17 protein-coding genes are annotated in these 15,956 nt (G+C 72.9%); 9 read left to right on the top strand and 8 right to left on the bottom strand.

Annotated features, from left to right (window positions below; translation table 11 throughout):
- Positions 1-32 precede the first annotated feature (32 nt).
- Positions 33-1,529: an APC family permease gene (locus tag TR48_RS22050; protein WP_236652265.1), complete on the top strand. Its 1,497-nt coding sequence runs from the start codon at positions 33-35 to the stop codon at positions 1,527-1,529.
- 144 nt (positions 1,530-1,673) lie between these two features.
- A complete protein-coding gene (locus TR48_RS22055) occupies positions 1,674-2,558 on the top strand; it encodes a hypothetical protein (RefSeq protein ID WP_152628101.1) in 885 nt (294 codons plus the stop codon).
- Between the two features lie 12 nt (positions 2,559-2,570).
- On the opposite strand, the gene TR48_RS22060 is transcribed toward TR48_RS22055, so the two are convergent.
- Complete coding sequence (locus TR48_RS22060; RefSeq protein WP_042370040.1) at positions 2,571-2,942, bottom strand: ArsC/Spx/MgsR family protein; 372 nt, start codon at positions 2,940-2,942, stop codon at positions 2,571-2,573.
- 134 nt (positions 2,943-3,076) lie between these two features.
- On the opposite strand from TR48_RS22060, the gene TR48_RS22065 reads away from it, so the two are divergent.
- Positions 3,077-3,391 carry a putative quinol monooxygenase gene (locus TR48_RS22065; RefSeq protein WP_042370042.1) on the top strand — a complete coding sequence of 105 codons (315 nt, stop codon included), beginning with the start codon at positions 3,077-3,079 and terminating at the stop codon, positions 3,389-3,391.
- A gap of 122 nt (positions 3,392-3,513) precedes the next feature.
- On the opposite strand, the gene TR48_RS22070 is transcribed toward TR48_RS22065, so the two are convergent.
- The 3 genes from TR48_RS22070 to TR48_RS22075 are packed head-to-tail and all read right to left on the bottom strand — an operon-like array spanning position 3,514 to position 5,478.
- On the bottom strand, positions 3,514-4,032 hold the full coding sequence (locus TR48_RS22070) for a SixA phosphatase family protein (protein ID WP_042370043.1): 519 nt from the start codon (positions 4,030-4,032) through the stop codon (positions 3,514-3,516).
- 40 nt (positions 4,033-4,072) lie between these two features.
- Positions 4,073-4,195, bottom strand: coding sequence for an SGM_5486 family transporter-associated protein (locus tag TR48_RS46380; RefSeq protein WP_268873591.1), 123 nt, complete (start codon positions 4,193-4,195; stop codon positions 4,073-4,075).
- A gap of 17 nt (positions 4,196-4,212) precedes the next feature.
- Positions 4,213-5,478, bottom strand: coding sequence for an MFS transporter (locus TR48_RS22075; protein WP_042370045.1), 1,266 nt, complete (start codon positions 5,476-5,478; stop codon positions 4,213-4,215).
- 103 nt (positions 5,479-5,581) lie between these two features.
- On the opposite strand from TR48_RS22075, the gene TR48_RS22080 reads away from it, so the two are divergent.
- Complete coding sequence (locus TR48_RS22080) at positions 5,582-6,247, top strand: FadR/GntR family transcriptional regulator (protein ID WP_042370046.1); 666 nt, start codon at positions 5,582-5,584, stop codon at positions 6,245-6,247.
- 115 nt (positions 6,248-6,362) lie between these two features.
- Here TR48_RS22080 and fabI read toward each other — a convergent pair whose 3' ends face one another.
- Both fabI and fabG read right to left on the bottom strand, forming a co-directional pair.
- A complete protein-coding gene (fabI, locus tag TR48_RS22085; protein ID WP_042370047.1) occupies positions 6,363-7,133 on the bottom strand; it encodes an enoyl-ACP reductase FabI in 771 nt (256 codons plus the stop codon).
- Between the two features lie 5 nt (positions 7,134-7,138).
- Positions 7,139-7,843: a 3-oxoacyl-[acyl-carrier-protein] reductase gene (gene fabG, locus TR48_RS22090; protein WP_042370049.1), complete on the bottom strand. Its 705-nt coding sequence runs from the start codon at positions 7,841-7,843 to the stop codon at positions 7,139-7,141.
- Between the two features lie 218 nt (positions 7,844-8,061).
- Between fabG and TR48_RS22095 the strand changes: the two genes are divergently transcribed.
- The 4 genes from TR48_RS22095 to TR48_RS22110 all read left to right on the top strand — a co-directional run bounded on the left by TR48_RS22095 (position 8,062) and on the right by TR48_RS22110 (position 11,976).
- Positions 8,062-9,558, top strand: coding sequence for a TldD/PmbA family protein (locus tag TR48_RS22095; RefSeq protein ID WP_042370051.1), 1,497 nt, complete (start codon positions 8,062-8,064; stop codon positions 9,556-9,558).
- Positions 9,558-10,979, top strand: a complete 1,422-nt coding sequence (locus tag TR48_RS22100) for a TldD/PmbA family protein (protein WP_042370052.1) — start codon at positions 9,558-9,560, stop codon at positions 10,977-10,979. Before TR48_RS22095 ends, TR48_RS22100 begins: the two co-directional genes overlap by 1 nt.
- Positions 10,980-11,124: 145 nt before the next feature.
- A complete protein-coding gene (locus tag TR48_RS22105) occupies positions 11,125-11,466 on the top strand; it encodes a DUF3099 domain-containing protein (RefSeq protein WP_063771033.1) in 342 nt (113 codons plus the stop codon).
- A gap of 252 nt (positions 11,467-11,718) precedes the next feature.
- A complete protein-coding gene (locus TR48_RS22110) occupies positions 11,719-11,976 on the top strand; it encodes a hypothetical protein (RefSeq protein WP_042370111.1) in 258 nt (85 codons plus the stop codon).
- Here the strand turns inward: TR48_RS22110 and TR48_RS22115 are convergent.
- Positions 11,906-13,201, bottom strand: a complete 1,296-nt coding sequence (locus tag TR48_RS22115; RefSeq protein ID WP_052442880.1) for a glycosyltransferase 87 family protein — start codon at positions 13,199-13,201, stop codon at positions 11,906-11,908. The genes TR48_RS22110 and TR48_RS22115 overlap by 71 nt on opposite strands.
- A gap of 341 nt (positions 13,202-13,542) precedes the next feature.
- Positions 13,543-14,568, bottom strand: coding sequence for a GTP 3',8-cyclase MoaA (moaA, locus tag TR48_RS22120; RefSeq protein WP_236652266.1), 1,026 nt, complete (start codon positions 14,566-14,568; stop codon positions 13,543-13,545).
- Between the two features lie 161 nt (positions 14,569-14,729).
- On the opposite strand from moaA, the gene TR48_RS22125 reads away from it, so the two are divergent.
- Positions 14,730-15,950 (top strand): CaiB/BaiF CoA transferase family protein, encoded by a 1,221-nt coding sequence (locus TR48_RS22125; protein ID WP_042370057.1) that lies wholly within the window; start codon positions 14,730-14,732, stop codon positions 15,948-15,950.
- The last annotated feature ends 6 nt before the right edge of the window (positions 15,951-15,956 follow it).

Below are 15,956 nucleotides of genomic sequence, written 5' to 3' on the forward strand. Positions count from 1 at the left end.
TCCCCACTCCCCCACCCGTCCGAGGAGTTCCCGTGTCCACCACCCCCACATCGGACGCCCAGGCGGCCGCCACCGCCGAGGGAACCGACTCCGTCCCCCACCTGCACCGCAGCCTCGGCCGGGCCGACATCATGGCCCTCGGCGTCGCCGCGGTGATCTCGGCCGACGTGATCGGCCAGATCGCCACCGGCGGCGGCGAGGCCGTCACCTGGACCCTCGTCCTCGCGCTGTTCTTCCTCGTCCCCTACGCCCTGCTCTTCGCCGAGACCGGCGCCGCGTTCCCGCAGGAGGGCGGCCCCTACGTCTGGGTCAAGCTCGCCTACGGGCGCACGGCGTCGGCGCTGACCACGCTGCTGTACTGGGTCACCAACCCCGTCTGGCTGGGCGGTTCGCTCGTCTTCGCCGCCGCGCAGGCCTGGGACGGGCACGTGACCAAGCTGGGCAGCGGCACCCCCGCCGACTACACGTTCAAGCTGGTCTTCATCTGGATCTCCATCCTGTCCGCCGTCATCTCGCTGCGACGCGGCAAGTGGATCACCACCCTCGGCGCCCTCGCCAAGGTCGCGCTGATGCTCGTGATCACCACGAGCGCGCTGGTCTACGGCCTCCAGCACGGCTTCGCGGGCCTGCACAGCACCACCTTCTCCCCCACCGCCGGCGGCTTTCTCGCGCTGGTGCCGATCCTGCTCTTCGCCTACGTCGGCTTCGAGGCCCCGAACGCGGCGGGCGAGGAGATGCGCAACGCCAAGCGGGACGTGCCGATCTCCATCGGCGTCTCGGGCACGGTCGCGGCCTGCTGCTACCTGCTGCCGGTGCTGGCGATCCTGGCCGTCGTCCCGGCCCAGCAGATCACCGGCGTCGCCGGGTTCCTGGACGCGGCGTCCCTGGTCTTCGGCAGTTACGGCAGCGCGGGCGGAGCGCTGCTGACGGCCACGAGCGTGCTGTTCGTGCTGGTGCTGATGACCCAGGGCAGCGCCTGGATGATCGTCAGCGACCGGATGCAGGCCATGGCCGCGGCCGACGGCGGCTTCTTCAGCCGCGCCCTCGGCGCGTTCCACCCGCGACTGGGCACGCCGGTGCGGATGAACCTGCTCTCCGGCGTCACCGCGACCTCCTTCATGCTGGCGGCGACGCTGCTGGTGAACGGCAGCACGGCGGCGGTCTTCAAGGTCGTGCTCACCGTGGCCGTCACCACGCTGCTGCTGTCCTACCTGGTCGTCATCCCCGCGCTGGGCACGCTGCGCCGCCGCCACGCGGAGGTCCCGCGCCCATACCGGGTGCCGGGCGGCGCCTGGGGCTTCCGGATCAGCCTCGGGCTGGTCTACCTGTGGATCGTCCTGGGCTCCTGGGTCGCGCTCTTCCCCGGCGTGCTGGAGCGCCTGCTGGGCGTGCCGTACGACTTCACCGGCACGTGGGGCGTCTCGCGCTCGGTCTTCGAGGCCTTCACCCTCGGCACGGTCGCCGTGCTGCTCGCCGTCGGCGTCCTCGGCCGCCTCGTCGCCGCCCGGCTCGACCAGCCCCGGGGGTAGCCCGGCCGAGACCGTCGGAACCACGCCGTCTGGCCGCGGAGCAACCGTCACGCGGCCGGCTGCGTCAGGGCCGTTGAGCGGTCGTTCGGCGCGGCAGCCGGGCGGGCTCACGTTCCGATCACCGGCCCGACCCTGGGGGGAAACATGTCTTCGTCCGAACCGTCCGACAGAGTGCGGCAGTCCGGGAGCGGCAAGCGCCGTCGGCGCTCGGCGCTGGCGGCGCTCACCGCGACCGGCGGCTTCCTGGCGGCTTCGGCCGTGTTCGCGCCCGCCGCGCACGCCGGCCTCGACGCGCCCATGTCCACCTACTTCGACCAGCACTGCACCACCGTCGGCGGGGTTCCGACCGACGAGATCACGGTCAACGTGGAGAACCTGGGGCCGCAGAACGGCCTCACCTCGACCGGCGTGATCGTCGCGTACAGCACGGTCTCGGCCGGAAACGTCGTCAGCCACACCGGCAACTCCTGGCAGGGCTTCGACGCGAGCCGTCACAACGCCACGTTCACCTTCGCCGTCCCCGCCCCGAGCGCCGCCGACACCCTCAGCCTCAAGGTGACCGGCTTCTGGAGCTCCCCGACGGAGCCGTCGGACACCGACACCCTCACGGCGCCGGTGACGGGCTGCGGGACCGGCTCGTCGACGAACCCGAGCGCGTTCTCGGCCACCTCCTGGCCGTTCTCGTCGGCCTCGGCCACCGCGACCTGCGGCGTCCGCTACATCTACGTCCTGCACGGCGGCATCCTCCGCATCCCCTGGGAGACGGTCACCGTGCACGCCGGCCCGGACTACAAGAACCTCACGGGCGCCGCGTACGCGGGCATGCCCGCCTGGGTGGACTACTGGACCGACGGCGGCGGCACCGGCTACACCCAGGGCCAGACCGGCTCGTTCGACTCGACCGGCAACGCGACCCTCAGCTTCACCATCACCCCCGCCGCGGGAACCGAGCTGGACCTCATGGTGAGCTCGCGGACCAGCGACGGCCGCACCTACCCGCAGCACCTCTGGGCCCCCTCCTGCTCCTAGGGCCCGAGGCGGTCAGGACGTCGGCAGCACCTTGGCGAGCTGCTCCTCGGTGCGGCCGACGACCGTCGTGCCGTCGTCGGCGGTGATGATCGGACGCTGGATCAGCACCGGGTGCTCCGCCAGCGCGGCGATCCACCGCCCCCGCGCCGAGGCGTCACGCGGCCAGGCCTCGCGGTCCTTCATCCCGAGGTCCTCGGCCGCCTGCTCGTCGGTGCGGGTGATGTCCCAGGGCTCCAGGCCCAGCCGCTCCAGCACCGCCTCCAACTCGGCGACGCTCGGCGGCTCCTCGAGGTACCGGCGCACGGTGTACTCCGCACCCGCGGCGTCCAGCTCACCGATGGCGACCCGGCACTTCGAGCAGCGGGGGTTGATCCAGATCTCCATGCACGTCAGCCTACGCGCGCGCTCCACGGGGATTGCGCACGGTGATCGCCTCCACGTCGGGAACACAGCCGGAGTGGGCCTGGTTGGCCCCGACAGGAACGCAGGAGCCGGCCGCAACCGAAGGAGAACCGCCGATGTCCGTCGTCGTCACCGCCGTGGTGCACCCGAAGCCCGGCAAAGTGGAGGAGGCGCTGGCCGCCTACGCCCGGCACATCGACGCCGTGCACGCCGAGCCCGGGTGCGAGCTGTACGCGCTGCACACCGACGGCGCCTCGATCGTCGTGATAGAGAAGTGGGCCTCGCGGGCCGATCTCGACGCGCACGCGAAGGGCGAGGTGCTGGCGCGGCTCGGGCCGGAGCTGGACGCGTTGCGGGAGCGGCCCGCGGACGTCACCGTGCTGGAGCAGCGCCCGGCCGGGTCGGACGCGGCGGGCAAGGGTTCGCTGTAGCGAACGAAATGGTTCGCGCACTCACCTGTTCGGGTGAGCACGAGGGCGAGGCTGGAAACGCGGATCCCCCGGCTCCGCCGCCGGAGCCGGGGGATCCGGGCCGTATCGGCCCGGGGGTCGCGTCAGTCGACCGGCGCGTGGAAGGCGCGGAGGCGGCCGACGCCCGGCTCGAGGGTCTTCCACGGGCCGGGGACGTCGATCACGGCGACCCCGGCGGTCGGGAAGCCGGTGGCGCGCAGGCGGGTCAGGGAGTCGTCGTCGAACTCGCCGGAGAGGATCTCCGCCAGGCCCTGAACGCCGGGGTTGTGCCCGACGAGCAGGACCGTGTGCACGTCCTCGGGCAGCTCCTGGAGGACTTCGATGAGCAGGCCCGGAGCGGCCTCGTAGAGCCGGTCGTCGTAGACGGTGCGCGGGCGCTGCGGCAGCTCGTGGGCGAAGAGCTTCCAGGTCTCCCGGGTGCGCGTGGCCGTCGAGCAGAGGGCCAGGTCGGGCGTGATGCCCGCGACCGCCAGCCACTGGCCGGCGGTCGGGGCGTCCTTGCGGCCGCGGTCGGCCAGCGGCCGCTCGTGGTCGGGCACGGCAGGCCAGTCGGCCTTCGCGTGCCGGAGGACGATGATCGTGCGGGTCGTATCGACGCTCATGACTGCCAGCTTCCCAGAATCAGGACGAACCGGCAGGGGCTCACCCCATGTTGGACGCGATCGTCGCGATGATGCCGATGGCCACGAGGATCGCGCCGATCAGCGCGAACATCTGGAGCAGCTTCTTGTTGCCGCCGGTGGGGTTCGGTTCGAGAACTGGCATGACGACGAGTGTGCCACTCACACCTCGTCCTCGATCTGCCGGGGGCGCCCGGCGCGCAGGCCGAGCACGAGCTGGACGGCCATCAGCAACGCGAGCAGCGCCAGCGGGCCGTGCCAGCCGTGCTCGCGCTGGTACAGCACGCCGATCAGGACCGGGCCGGGGACGGAGATCAGATAGCCGACGCCCTGCACGAACGCCGAGAGCTTGGCGACGCCCTCCGAGGTGCGCGAACGCAGCCCGATCATGGTGAGCACGAGCGGGAAAGCGCAGTTCGCGACGCCCAGCAGCAGCGCCCACACCCACGGTGCGGCCGCGGGGGCGAAGGCCAGCCCGGCGTAGGAGGCGAGGCCGCAGGCCGCGAGCACGGCCGCGACCGGCCCCTGGTGCGGCAGTCGCGCGGCGAGCGAGGGGATCAGGAAGGACAGCGGGGCGCCGACGGCCATGGTGACGGCGAGCAGCAGGCCGGACTCGGTGGCGGAGATGCCGGAGTCCTGGAAGATCTGGGGCAGCCAGCCCATGGTGGCGTAGGCGGCGGTGGCCTGGAGGCCGAAGAAGACGCCGAGCAGCCAGGCGGTGGGGCTGCGGGTGATCCGGATCCGCGGCGCGTGGGCGCTCGGCGTCCCGGCGCCGTCGCGGCCCAGCATCGCCGCCTGCGCCAGCCACAGCGCCAGCGCGACGGCGCCCGCGCCCGCCCAGACCCCGAGCCCGACCCGCCAGCCGCCGCCCAGCGCGCTGGTCAGCGGCACCGCGACGGCCGCGGCCACGGAGGTGCCGAGCGCCAGCGACATCGAGTACAGGCCGGTGATCGGGCCGATCCGGTCCGGGAAGTAGCGCTTGACCAGCACCGGCATCAGCACGTTGGACACCGCGATGCCCGCCAGCGCGAGCGCGCTGAGAAGCAGGAAGACCGCGCTGTTCGGGGCGAACGAGCGGGCGGCGATCCCGAGCGTGATCGCGCCCATGCCGAGGCAGACGGTGACGGCGGGCCCGAGGCGCCGGGCGACGCGCGGGGCGGCGAGGCCGACGAGCGCGAAGCAGAGCGAGGGCAGCGCGGTCAGCAGGCCGGCCACGCCCGCGTTCATGTGCAGGCTGCCGCGCACCTGGTCCAGCTGCGGCCCGAGTGCCGCCACGGCGGGCCGCAGGTTGAACGCGGCGACGGCAAGCGCGAGCGCGAGCAGCCAGCGGGCGCGGACCTTGGCGGCGGGCGAAGGCGCGGTGCTGGTAGGGGAAGCGGGGCTCTTCCCGGCTGATGCGGCGGGCACGGTGGACGACTCGACAGGCATGAGGGGATCATACAATCATGGGATGAATTAGGGGAACGGTTTGCCCGACCCGAGCGGAGCGGGATGATGTCCCATGAGCGGAACCGAACGGATCAGGAGTGACATGGCCCTCACGACGCCCCGGCGCGAGCCGCTGGCCGATCAGGTGATCGCGCAGCTGCGCGCCCAGATCACCTCGGGCGAGTGGCCCGTCGGCTCCCGCATCCCCACCGAGGCGGAGCTCGTCGAGCAGCTCGGCGTCGCCCGCAACACAGTCCGCGAGGCGGTGCGGGCGCTCGCCCACAACGGCCTGCTCGACATCCGCCAGGGCTCCGGCACCTACGTCCTCGCCACCAGCGAGCTGGCGGGCGTGATGCACCGCCGCTTCGCGGAGGCGGAGAAGTCCGAGGTGACCGAACTCCGCCTGGCGCTGGAGGCCGCCGCCGCCCGACTCGCGGCCACCCGCCGCACCGCGCAGGACCTCCGGCTGCTCCAGACGGCGCTGAACCGCCGCGAGCAGGCCTGGAGTTCAGGCGACGCGGAGGCCTTCGTCCTCAACGACGCGGCCTTCCACCAGGCCGTCATGGCCGCCTCCCACAACCGCGTCCTCGCCGACCTCTACGCCGACCTCGGCGAGGTCCTGCGCGAGGAGCTCCGCGAGACCGTCGGCCCGGTCCTGGAGGCCCACCGCTACGTCAGCCACGACGGCATCCTCGACGCCATCCGCGACACCGACCCCGAACGCGCCGCCGCCGAGGCGGCGAACGCCCTGCAGGGCTGCCGCAGCTGAACGAGAAGGGGCGCGAGGAACTGCGCGAGCAACCACCCGGTGAGGATGGCCCTGCTCGCTGAGCGACTCACCACACTGGGCGGCTCGTCGCGCAGTTCCTCGCGCCCCTGGAAGATCAGGCGCCGATCGCGTGCAGGCCGCCGTCGACGTGGACCATCTCGCCCGTCGTCTTCGGGAACCAGTCCGAGAGCAGGGCGACGACGCCGCGGGCGGCCGGCTCCGGGTCCGTGACGTCCCACTCCAGCGGGGAGCGGTGGTTCCAGGTGTCCGCGAGCTGGTCGAAGCCCGGGATGGACTTCGCGGCCATGGACTTGATCGGGCCGGCGGAGACCAGGTTGCAGCGCACGTGTCGCGCGCCGAGGTCGCGGGCGAGGTACCGGGAGGTGGCCTCCAGGGCGGCCTTCGCCGGGCCCATCCAGTCGTACTGCGGCCAGGCCACCGTCGCGTCGAAGGTCAGGCCCACGATGGAGCCGCCCTCGGCCGGCATCAGCGGGAGGCAGGCCATGGCGAGCGACTTCAGCGAGAAGGCGCTGACGTGCATGGCCGTGCCGACCGACTCCCACGGGGTGTTGAGGAAGTTGCCGCCCAGCGCGTCCTGCGGTGCGAAACCGATCGAGTGGACGACGCCGTCGAGACCGCCCAGCTCGGCGCGCACCGCGTCCTCGACGGAGGCCAGGTGCTCGGCGTTGGTGACGTCCAGCTCCAGCACCTTGGTGGGCTTCGGCAGCTTCTTGGCGATGCGCTCGGTCAGGCTCGGGCGCGGGAACGCGGTCAGGATGACCTCGGCGCCCTGCTCCTGGGCCAGCTTGGCGACCTGGAAGGCGATGGAGGACTCCATCAGCACGCCGGTGACCAGGACGCGCTTTCCGTCGAGGATTCCACTCATGGTGATCAGTGACCCATTCCCAATCCGCCGTCCACGGGGATGACGGCTCCGGTGATGTATGCGGCCTCGTCCGAGGAGAGGAAGCGGACGGCCGAGGCGATCTCGGCCGGGGACGCGTAGCGGCCCAGCGGGACCTGCGAGACGATCTCGGCGCGGCGGTCCTCGCTCAGCACCGCGGTCATGTCGGTGTCGACGAAGCCGGGGGCGACGACGTTGCAGGTGATGTTGCGGGAGCCCAGCTCGCGCGCCACCGAGCGGGCGAAGCCGACCAGGCCGGCCTTGGAGGCCGCGTAGTTGGCCTGACCCGCGGAGCCCAGCAGACCGACCACGGACGAGATGAGCACGACGCGGCCCTTGCGGGCGCGCAGCATGCCCTTGGTCGCGCGCTTGACGACGCGGAAGGTGCCGGTGAGGTTGGTGTCGAGGACGGAGCTGAAGTCCTCCTCGGACATCCGCAGCAGCAGGGTGTCGCGGGTGATGCCGGCGTTGGCGACCAGCACCTCGACGGGGCCCTGTGCGGCCTCGATCTCCTTGAAGGCCTGCTCGACCTGCTCGGAGTCGGTGATGTCGCACTTGACGCCCAGCAGCCCCTCCGGCGGCTCACCGGAGCGGTAGGTGACGGCGACCCTGTCGCCCGCCTCGGCGAAGGCGCGGGCGATGGCGAGGCCGATGCCCCGGTTGCCTCCGGTGACCAGAACCGACCGGCTCACAGGCATACCTCTCTCACGTGCAGCGATCTCGCGGACATGGCGACGCTATCCGCTCACCGACGGCGTGGGCGAATCGACCCTCCACAGCGCGGCGCGGTGGTATCTGTCGGCTTCTGACAGTCGCGCGCACGCCGGGCCGCGGTTCGGGGCAGGATGCGTACCAGCAAATCTTCCCTCGATCCCTACAGAGGAGACCGATGTCGCGGACATCGCCAGGCATGGACGAGTCCTTCCTCGCCCTGCCCCTGCGAACCCTCGCCGACGCCGCGCTCAGCCGGGCCCGGGCGCTCGGCGTCAGCCACGCCGACTTCCGCCTGGAGCGGGTGCGCAGCGCCTCGCTGCGCCTGCGCGACGCGCGCCCGGCGGGCGGTTCGGACTCGATGCAGCTCGGCTACGCGGTGCGCGTGGTCGTGAACGGCGCCTGGGGCTTCGCCGCGGGTGTGGACCTGACGCCGGAGGCGGTCGCCAGGGTCGCCGAGCAGGCCGTGGCGGTGGCCGAGCTGTCCGGTGTGCTCAGCGAGGAGACCGTCGAGCTGGCCGAGGAGCCGGCCTACGGCGACGTCAGCTGGATCTCCTCCTACGAGGAGAACCCCTTCGACGTGCCGGACGCGGAGAAGGTCGCGCTGCTGGCCGACTGGAGCCGCCGCCTGCTCCACGCGCGGGGCGTCTCGCACGTGACGGCCGCGCTGCTGGCCGTGCAGGAGAACAAGTTCTACGCGGACACGGCGGGCACCACCACCACGCAGCAGCGCATCCGGGTGCACCCGGAGCTGGAGGCCGTCTCGGTCGACGAGGCGAGCGGCGCGTTCGACTCGATGCGGACCGTCGCCCCGCCTGTCGGCCGCGGCTTCGAGTACCTGCGCGGCACCGGCTGGGACTGGAACGCGGAACTGGCCGAGCTGCCGGAGCTGCTGGCCGAGAAGATGAAGGCCCCGAGCATCGAGGCCGGCCGCTACGACCTGGTGGTCGACCCGTCCAACCTGTGGCTGACCATCCACGAGTCGATCGGCCACGCCACCGAGCTGGACCGCGCGCTCGGCTACGAGGCCGCCTACGCGGGCACCTCCTTCGCCACCTTCGACAAGCTCGGCTCGCTGCGCTACGGCTCGGACCTGATGCACGTCACCGGCGACCGCACCGTCGAGCACGGCCTCGCCACGATCGGCTACGACGACGAGGGCGTGCGGACACAGGCGTGGGACCTGGTCAAGGACGGCACCCTGGTCGGCTACCAGCTCGACCGCCGGATGGCCAAGCTCAAGGGCCTGGGCCGCTCCAACGGCTGCGCCTTCGCCGACTCCCCCGCGCACGTGCCCGTGCAGCGGATGGCCAACGTCTCGCTGCAGCCGGCCGCCGACGGCCCGGACACCGCCGGGCTGATCGCGGGCGTCGAGGACGGCCTCTACATCGTCGGCGACCGCTCCTGGTCGATCGACATGCAGCGCTACAACTTCCAGTTCACGGGCCAGCGGTTCTTCCGCATCCGCGGCGGCAGGCTGGCCGGTCAGGTCAAGGACGTCGCCTACCAGGCGACCACCACGGACTTCTGGGGCTCCATGGAGGCCGTCGGCGGTCCGCAGACCTACGTGCTGGGCGGCGCGTTCAACTGCGGCAAGGCCCAGCCCGGCCAGGTCGCGGCCGTCTCGCACGGCTGCCCTTCGGCCCTGTTCCGCTCCGTCAACGTGCTCAACACCCAGCAGGAGGCGGGTCGCTGATGACCGCACAGAACTCCGCCCAGAAGCCCACTCTGCCCCACGAGCTGGTCGAGCGCGCGCTGGAGCTGTCCCGCGCGGACGGCTGCGTCGTCATCGCCGACGAGGAGTCGACCGCCAACCTGCGCTGGGCGGGCAACAGCCTGACCACCAACGGCGTCACCCGGGGCCGGACCCTCACCGTCGTCGCCACCGTCGACGGGCAGGAGGGCACCGCCTCCGGCGTGGTCTCTCGCGAGGCCGTCACCAAGGACGACCTGGAGGGGCTCGTGCGCGCCGCCGAGGCGGCCGCGCGAGCGGCCGGCCCGGCCGAGGACGCGCAGCCGCTGCTCCCCGCGAGCGGTCGGGCGTCGGCGGACTTCACCGAGGCGCCGGCCGAGACCACCGCCGACGTCTTCGCCGCGTTCGCCCCGGCGCTCGGCGAGGCCTTCGCGCTGGCGCGCAAGAGCGGCCGCCTGCTCTACGGCTTCGCGAACCACATGGTCACCTCGACCTACCTGGGCACCTCCACCGGCATCCGGCTCCGGCACGACCAGCCGACCGGCACGCTGGAGCTCAACGCCAAGACCGCCGACCTGTCCGCCTCCGCCTGGGCGGGCGCGGCCACCCGCGACTTCCGCGACGTGGACGTGGAGGCCCTGGAGGTGCAGCTCGCGCAGCGCCTGGCCTGGGCCGAGCGGAAGGTGGACCTGCCCGCGGGCCGCTACGAGACCCTGCTGCCGCCCTCGGCGCTGGCCGACCTGATGATCTACATGAGCTGGTCGGCGGGCGGCCGCGACGCCAAGGAGGGCCGCACGGTCTTCTCCAAGGCGGGCGGGCAGACGCGGGTGGGCGAGAAGCTGGCCGCCCTGCCGCTGACGCTGCGCAGCGACCCGGCCTACCCGGGCCTGGAGGCCTCGCCGTTCGTCGTCGCGCACGCCTCCGGTGGCGACAGCTCGGTCTTCGACAACGGCCTGCCGCTGGCGCCGACGGACTGGATCCGCGACGGCGAGCTGGCCAACCTGCTGACCACGCGTCACTCGGCCGGCCTGACCGGCCTGCCGGTCCGCCCGGCCATCGACAACCTTGTCCTCGAGGGCGCGGACCCGCAGACGGGCCCGACGCTCTCGGAGATGGTCGCCCGGACCGAGCGCGGCCTGCTGTTGACGTGCCTGTGGTACATCCGCGAGGTGGATCCGGCGACGCTGCTCTTGACGGGCCTCACCCGTGACGGCGTCTACCTGGTCGAGAACGGGGAGGTGACCGGCGCGGTGAACAACTTCCGGTTCAACGAGTCCCCCGTCGACCTGCTCGGCCGGATCACCGAGGTCGGGCGCACCGAGCCGTGCCTGCCGCGCGAGTGGGGCGACTGGTTCACCCGGGCCGCGATGCCGCCGGTGCGGGTCGCGGACTTCCACATGAGCTCGGTGAGCCAGGCGTCGTGACGCCGGACTGACCACCGCCGCGGCGCGTTCCACCGCTCTCCGGCATGTCGCGGGCACCCCCCCTCTCCTCGGGCGGGTGCCCGCGGCGTACGGTGGAGCGACGGGGAGCGAGCCCGACAGAGCGCTGAGGGGCGGTGCGGCAGGGATGAGCAAGGCGAAGGCGATCCGGATCACCGGCGCGCGGTCGAGCCTGACCGACGACGTGCGCGCGCGGCAGCGGCGCTACATGTTCTCCATGCTGGTCCGCACGGTGTGCGTGATCCTGGCCGTGGTGCTCTGGCAGGAGTCGCGGATCGCGGCGATCGTCGCCCTGGTCGGCGGCACGATCATCCCGTACTTCGCCGTCGTCGTCGCCAACGCGGGCCGCGAGGGCGCGCCGAAGCAGCCGGATTCCTTCGCCGTCGACTTCCGCCCGCCGCCCGCGCTCGCCCCCGGTACCGGGGCTGGCGCGAGCGAAGGCGAGTCGAGCACCGACGCGCAGCCGTGACGCGCGTTCCTGGCCACGCGCCCGAGCGGTGACACTCAAGCCTTAACGGAGGCTTAGCCGGAGCCCGAATTTGTTTCCCGGGATCACTGGCCAACGGCACATGCCTTCATGCCATACTGCTGACGCGCTCCGCATCCCCCGTCGGAGCGACGGACCGATGCCGGGCGGCTCCCCCCGTGGCTGCCCGGCATCGCCTTGCCCGTCGATGCCTTGCCCGTCGGCGCCCGCGCCCGCGGAAGTAGGGTGGTCGGCATGAGCTCCGACACCCCCGACATCCCTGATCAGCCCGTCTGCTCCGCCAAGGGCTGCCGCGCCGCCGCCGCGTGGGTGCTGGCCTGGAACAACCCCAAGCTGCACACCCCCGAGCGCCGCAAGACCTGGCTCGCCTGCGACGAGCACAGGGACCACCTGTCCCAGTTCCTGGACCTGCGGGGCTTCCTCAAGGACGTCGTGCCCCTGACCGACTGGCAGGCTGCCGAGTCGCCGGAGGGCGAGGCCCGGGCAAGCTGACCCGCGACGCGGCGGCGGGCGCCCCGGGCAGGGCCTGCGCGCCCGGACGCAGCAGGCGCCACGCCAGCAGCGCCAGCAGGGCCACACCCACCAGCACGTACGCGTTGCCCAGCAGCATCTGCCCCGGATTCCAGCGCAGTTCGCGGAGCCGGCCCATGGGCACGACCAACAGCGACCAGCCGCTGAAGACGGCGACCAGCGCCCCGAGCAGCAGGCGCGGCCCGCGCGCGGACGAGCGCCGTACCTGACGCACCAGCAGGGCAGCCAGCGGCACCACGAAGACCCAGTGGTGGCTCCACGAGATGGGGCTGGCCAGCGCGCCCGCACAGGCCGTCACCAGCAGCGCGCCGAGCGCCTCGCCCCGGGAGTGCAGCTTGCGGGCGAGCAGCAGCGCGAGGACGACGCAGAGGCCCGCGGCCACGGCCGCGACGGCGAAGGCCCAGCTCGCCTGGCCCGTCAGCCGCTGCATCAGCCCGTTGAGCGACTGGTTGCCGCCCCAGGCGTTGCCGGTCGCGTCGTCCCCGCCCAGCATCCCGCCGGTCACGTAGTTGACCGTGTCGGTGGGCAACAGCAGCGCGCCCAGCAGGTTCAGCCCGACGAACACGCCGACCGCCCGCGCGGCGTCCGCACGGCGGCCGGTGACCAGCAGGTACGCGACGAAGATCAGTGGCGTCAGTTTGACGGCCGCGGCCAGCCCGATCAGCGTCCCGCCCCACCGCGTGCGCGGCAGCAGCAGCCCGTCCGCGAGGACCAGGGCCAGCAGGAGCAGGTTGACCTGCCCGAGCGAGAAGGTGCGCCACACCGGCTCCAGCGCGAACGCCCCCACCAGGGCCAGCGCGGCGGCGGGCGTCCACGGCGCGCCCCTGAAGGGCGTCCGCACGACGAACGCGAGGGCGAAGGTCGAGGCGACGGCCATCACTCCCCACGCGAGCTGCAGCGGAAGCAGCGTCAGCGGGGTGAACAGCAGCGCCGCGACGGGCGGGTAGGTGAAGGGCAGCCGCCGCACCTGCGACCAGTCCGGGAGGGCCGCCAGCGGCTCGTACAGCGGCTTGCCGTGCAACACGGCCCACGCGCCGGCCCGGTACACCGCGTCGTCGAAGCCCATCGGCCACCCGAGCACCCACCCCGCCACGGCGGTCACACCGAACACCAGGGCGATCGCCACAGCGGGCTGACGGGTCGGCAGCAGCCTCCCCAGGCCGTGCGTCCGTTCCTCGTGCGTCATGCGGGCTCCCCCTGGCTCGGATGGCACGAGCCACTCTAGGCCCTGCACTTTTCCGGCAATCGCACAGTCATTCAGGTGCACTCATCCATGGGCCGCGAGGCTTCGCCGATATGCGGCTCCGTCGCGTGGGCGCGACAAGTCTCCGCCTCGGCTCCCGCAGGTCGTTGCACTACCGCTAGGGGCCCGAGGAACCGCGCGACCAGCCACCCTGTGCGTACGGCCCTGCGCGTTCGGCCTGACACCTGCGTGGGGGCTTGTCGCGCCCACGCGGCGGAGCCGCAATTCAGGAGAGCCCCGCGCCCCCGGGTACTGAAACGTCCCCCGTGCCCCGGCCGGCGGCTTCAGCCGCCGATGGCGGACATCGGGCGGGCAGGCTGGTGGAAGGCGGGGGCTTCGATGCCTGCCGGGGCGTCGGTGCCGGCGGCGGCCTTCTTGCCCCACATCGCCTTGCGCCACAGCTCCGCGATGTCGGTGTCGGCGCCGCCGGCCCGCAGCGCGCCGCGCAGATCCGTCTCCTCCGTCGCGAACAGGCAGTTGCGGACCTGGCCGTCGGCGGTGAGCCGGGTGCGGTCGCAGGCGCGGCAGAAGGGGCGGGTGACCGAGGCGATGACGCCCACGCGTCCCGGGCCGCCGTCGACGAGCCAGCGCTCGGCCGGCGCCGCGCCGCGCGCCGCACTCGGCTCGGGGGTGAGGGTGAAGCGCGCTGAGAGGCGCTCGAGGATCTCCTCCGCGGTGATCATGTTCGTGCGGACCCAGCCGTGCTGCGCGTCCAACGGCATCTGCTCGATGAAGCGCAGCTCGTAGCCGCGCTCCAGGGACCAGGCCAGCAGGTCCGGCGCCTCGTGGTCGTTGACCCCGCGCATCAGGACCGCGTTCAGCTTGACCGGCAGCAGCCCCGCGGCCTCCGCCGCGGCGAGCCCTGCCATGACATCGCCCTGGCGGTCGCGGCGCGACAGCGTGCGGAAGGTCTCGCGGTCGAGGGTGTCCAGGGAGACGTTGATCCGGTCCAGCCCGGCGGCCTTCAGCGCGGAGGCCGTCCGCGCGAGGCCGATGCCGTTCGTGGTGAGCGAAAGCTCCGGCCGCGGGGTGAGCTCCGCGCACCGGGCGACGATGCCGACCAGGCCGGGCCGCAGCAGCGGCTCGCCGCCGGTGAAGCGGACCTCGCGGATGCCGAGCTCCCGCACGGCGATCCCGACCAGCCGCACGATCTCGTCGTCGGTCAGCAGGGTGTCCTTGGCCAGCCACTGCATGCCCTCCTCGGGCATGCAGTAGGTGCAGCGGAGGTTGCACCGGTCGGTCAGCGAGACGCGCAGGTCGACCGCGCGACGCCCGAAGGTGTCGAGCAGGCCTTGCTCCGCCGTGGTCACGATGCCCTCCGCCTTCCGTCGTCTTCCGCTCCAGCCTAGTGCCCGCGTCCGACACGGCGGCCGTGCCGACCGCGCCATGGACGCCGAGGAGTGTCCATGTCGGGCTTCTCACCGCTGGGGCCTATTCCGACCCTCGTTTGGATCTTGCCACCATGAGGCTCATGGCAAGCACTCCGGATGGTCCTCCCGCATCCAGGCCGGCCCCGACCGGCCCGCCGCCGTTGGAAGGCCTGCTCGTGGCCGACTTCAGCCGCGTGCTGGCCGGCCCGCTCGCCGCGGCGACGCTGGCCGACCTGGGCGCGACCGTGGTCAAGGTCGAGCGTCCAGGCGACGGCGACGACACCCGTGCGTGGGGTCCCCCCTTCGTCGACGGCACCGCCGCCTACTTCGACTGCGCCAACCGCTCCAAGCAAGGCGTCACCCTGGATCTGGCCGATCGGGGCGACGCCGCCCTGGCGCGGGAACTGGCCGCCCGCGCCGACATCCTGATCGAGAACTTCAAGCCAGGCTCGCTCGCCCGCTACGGCCTGGACCAGGCGTCCGCGCTGGCCGCGAACCCGGGGCTGGTCTACTGCTCGATCACCGGCTTCGGCACCGGCAGCGCGCTGCCGGGCTACGACTTCGTGGTGCAGGCCGTGGGCGGCCTGATGAGCATCACCGGCGCGCCCGACGGCGAGCCGCACAAGGTCGGCGTCGCGCTGGTGGACGTGCTGACGGCCAAGGACGCCGTCGCCGCGATCCTCGCCGCGCTGCACCACCGCGACCGCACCGGCGAGGGCCAGCACGTCGAGGTGAACCTGCTCGCCAGCCTGCTCGGCTCGCTGGCCAACCAGGCCTCGTCCTACCTCGCCACCGGCCGCGCGCCGGGCCGGATGGGCAACCAGCACCCCAGCATCGCCCCGTACGAGACGCTGCACTGCGGCCAGGGCGGCGCCGAGCTGCTGGCCGTGGCCTGCGGCAACGACGGTCAGTTCCGCACACTGGCGATGACGCTCGGGGTACCCGGTCTCGCCGAGGACCCGCGCTACGCGACCAACGGCGAGCGGGTGCGCAACCGCGCCGAGCTGGTCGTGGTGCTGGAGGCGGCACTGGCCGCCCGCGGCGCGGCCGAGTGGCAGGCGCTGCTGACCGCGGCCGGGGTGCCGTGCGGGCCCGTCAACGACCTGGCCGGCGCGTTCGCGCTGGCCGCCGAGCTGGGCCTGGCCCCGGTCGTGGACGTGGGCCCGGGCCGGGTGCCGCAGGTGCGCAGCCCGCTGACGCTGACCGCCACCCCCGTCCGGCCGCCCGTCGCGCCGCCGCGCCTCGGCGAGCACAATGACGCCGTACGCGCCTGGCTCGCCGCCCCCGCTTCCCACCCCCTGCCCGCCGCCACTCCCCGCTGACAAGGA

Source organism: Streptacidiphilus neutrinimicus (assembly GCF_000787815.1).
GTDB classification, from domain to species: domain Bacteria; phylum Actinomycetota; class Actinomycetes; order Streptomycetales; family Streptomycetaceae; genus Streptacidiphilus; species Streptacidiphilus neutrinimicus.

What these genes read in the sequence shown, in the direction of transcription:
- TR48_RS22080 (WP_042370046.1), top strand. Translation starts at nt 5,582, where the DNA reads ATGGCCCTCACGACGCCCCGGCGCGAGCCGCTGGCCGATCAGGTGATC.
- TR48_RS22070 (WP_042370043.1), bottom strand. Translation starts at nt 4,032, where the DNA reads ATGAGCGTCGATACGACCCGCACGATCATCGTCCTCCGGCACGCGAAG.
- TR48_RS22060 (WP_042370040.1), bottom strand. Translation starts at nt 2,942, where the DNA reads ATGGAGATCTGGATCAACCCCCGCTGCTCGAAGTGCCGGGTCGCCATC.
- TR48_RS22125 (WP_042370057.1), top strand. Translation starts at nt 14,730, where the DNA reads ATGGCAAGCACTCCGGATGGTCCTCCCGCATCCAGGCCGGCCCCGACC.
- fabI (WP_042370047.1), bottom strand. Translation starts at nt 7,133, where the DNA reads ATGAGTGGAATCCTCGACGGAAAGCGCGTCCTGGTCACCGGCGTGCTG.
- TR48_RS22055 (WP_152628101.1), top strand. Translation starts at nt 1,674, where the DNA reads ATGTCTTCGTCCGAACCGTCCGACAGAGTGCGGCAGTCCGGGAGCGGC.
- TR48_RS22100 (WP_042370052.1), top strand. Translation starts at nt 9,558, where the DNA reads ATGACCGCACAGAACTCCGCCCAGAAGCCCACTCTGCCCCACGAGCTG.
- TR48_RS22110 (WP_042370111.1), top strand. Translation starts at nt 11,719, where the DNA reads ATGAGCTCCGACACCCCCGACATCCCTGATCAGCCCGTCTGCTCCGCC.
- TR48_RS22095 (WP_042370051.1), top strand. Translation starts at nt 8,062, where the DNA reads ATGGACGAGTCCTTCCTCGCCCTGCCCCTGCGAACCCTCGCCGACGCC.
- TR48_RS22075 (WP_042370045.1), bottom strand. Translation starts at nt 5,478, where the DNA reads ATGCCTGTCGAGTCGTCCACCGTGCCCGCCGCATCAGCCGGGAAGAGC.
- TR48_RS46380 (WP_268873591.1), bottom strand. Translation starts at nt 4,195, where the DNA reads ATGCCAGTTCTCGAACCGAACCCCACCGGCGGCAACAAGAAGCTGCTC.
- TR48_RS22115 (WP_052442880.1), bottom strand. Translation starts at nt 13,201, where the DNA reads ATGACGCACGAGGAACGGACGCACGGCCTGGGGAGGCTGCTGCCGACC.
- TR48_RS22105 (WP_063771033.1), top strand. Translation starts at nt 11,125, where the DNA reads ATGAGCAAGGCGAAGGCGATCCGGATCACCGGCGCGCGGTCGAGCCTG.
- TR48_RS22065 (WP_042370042.1), top strand. Translation starts at nt 3,077, where the DNA reads ATGTCCGTCGTCGTCACCGCCGTGGTGCACCCGAAGCCCGGCAAAGTG.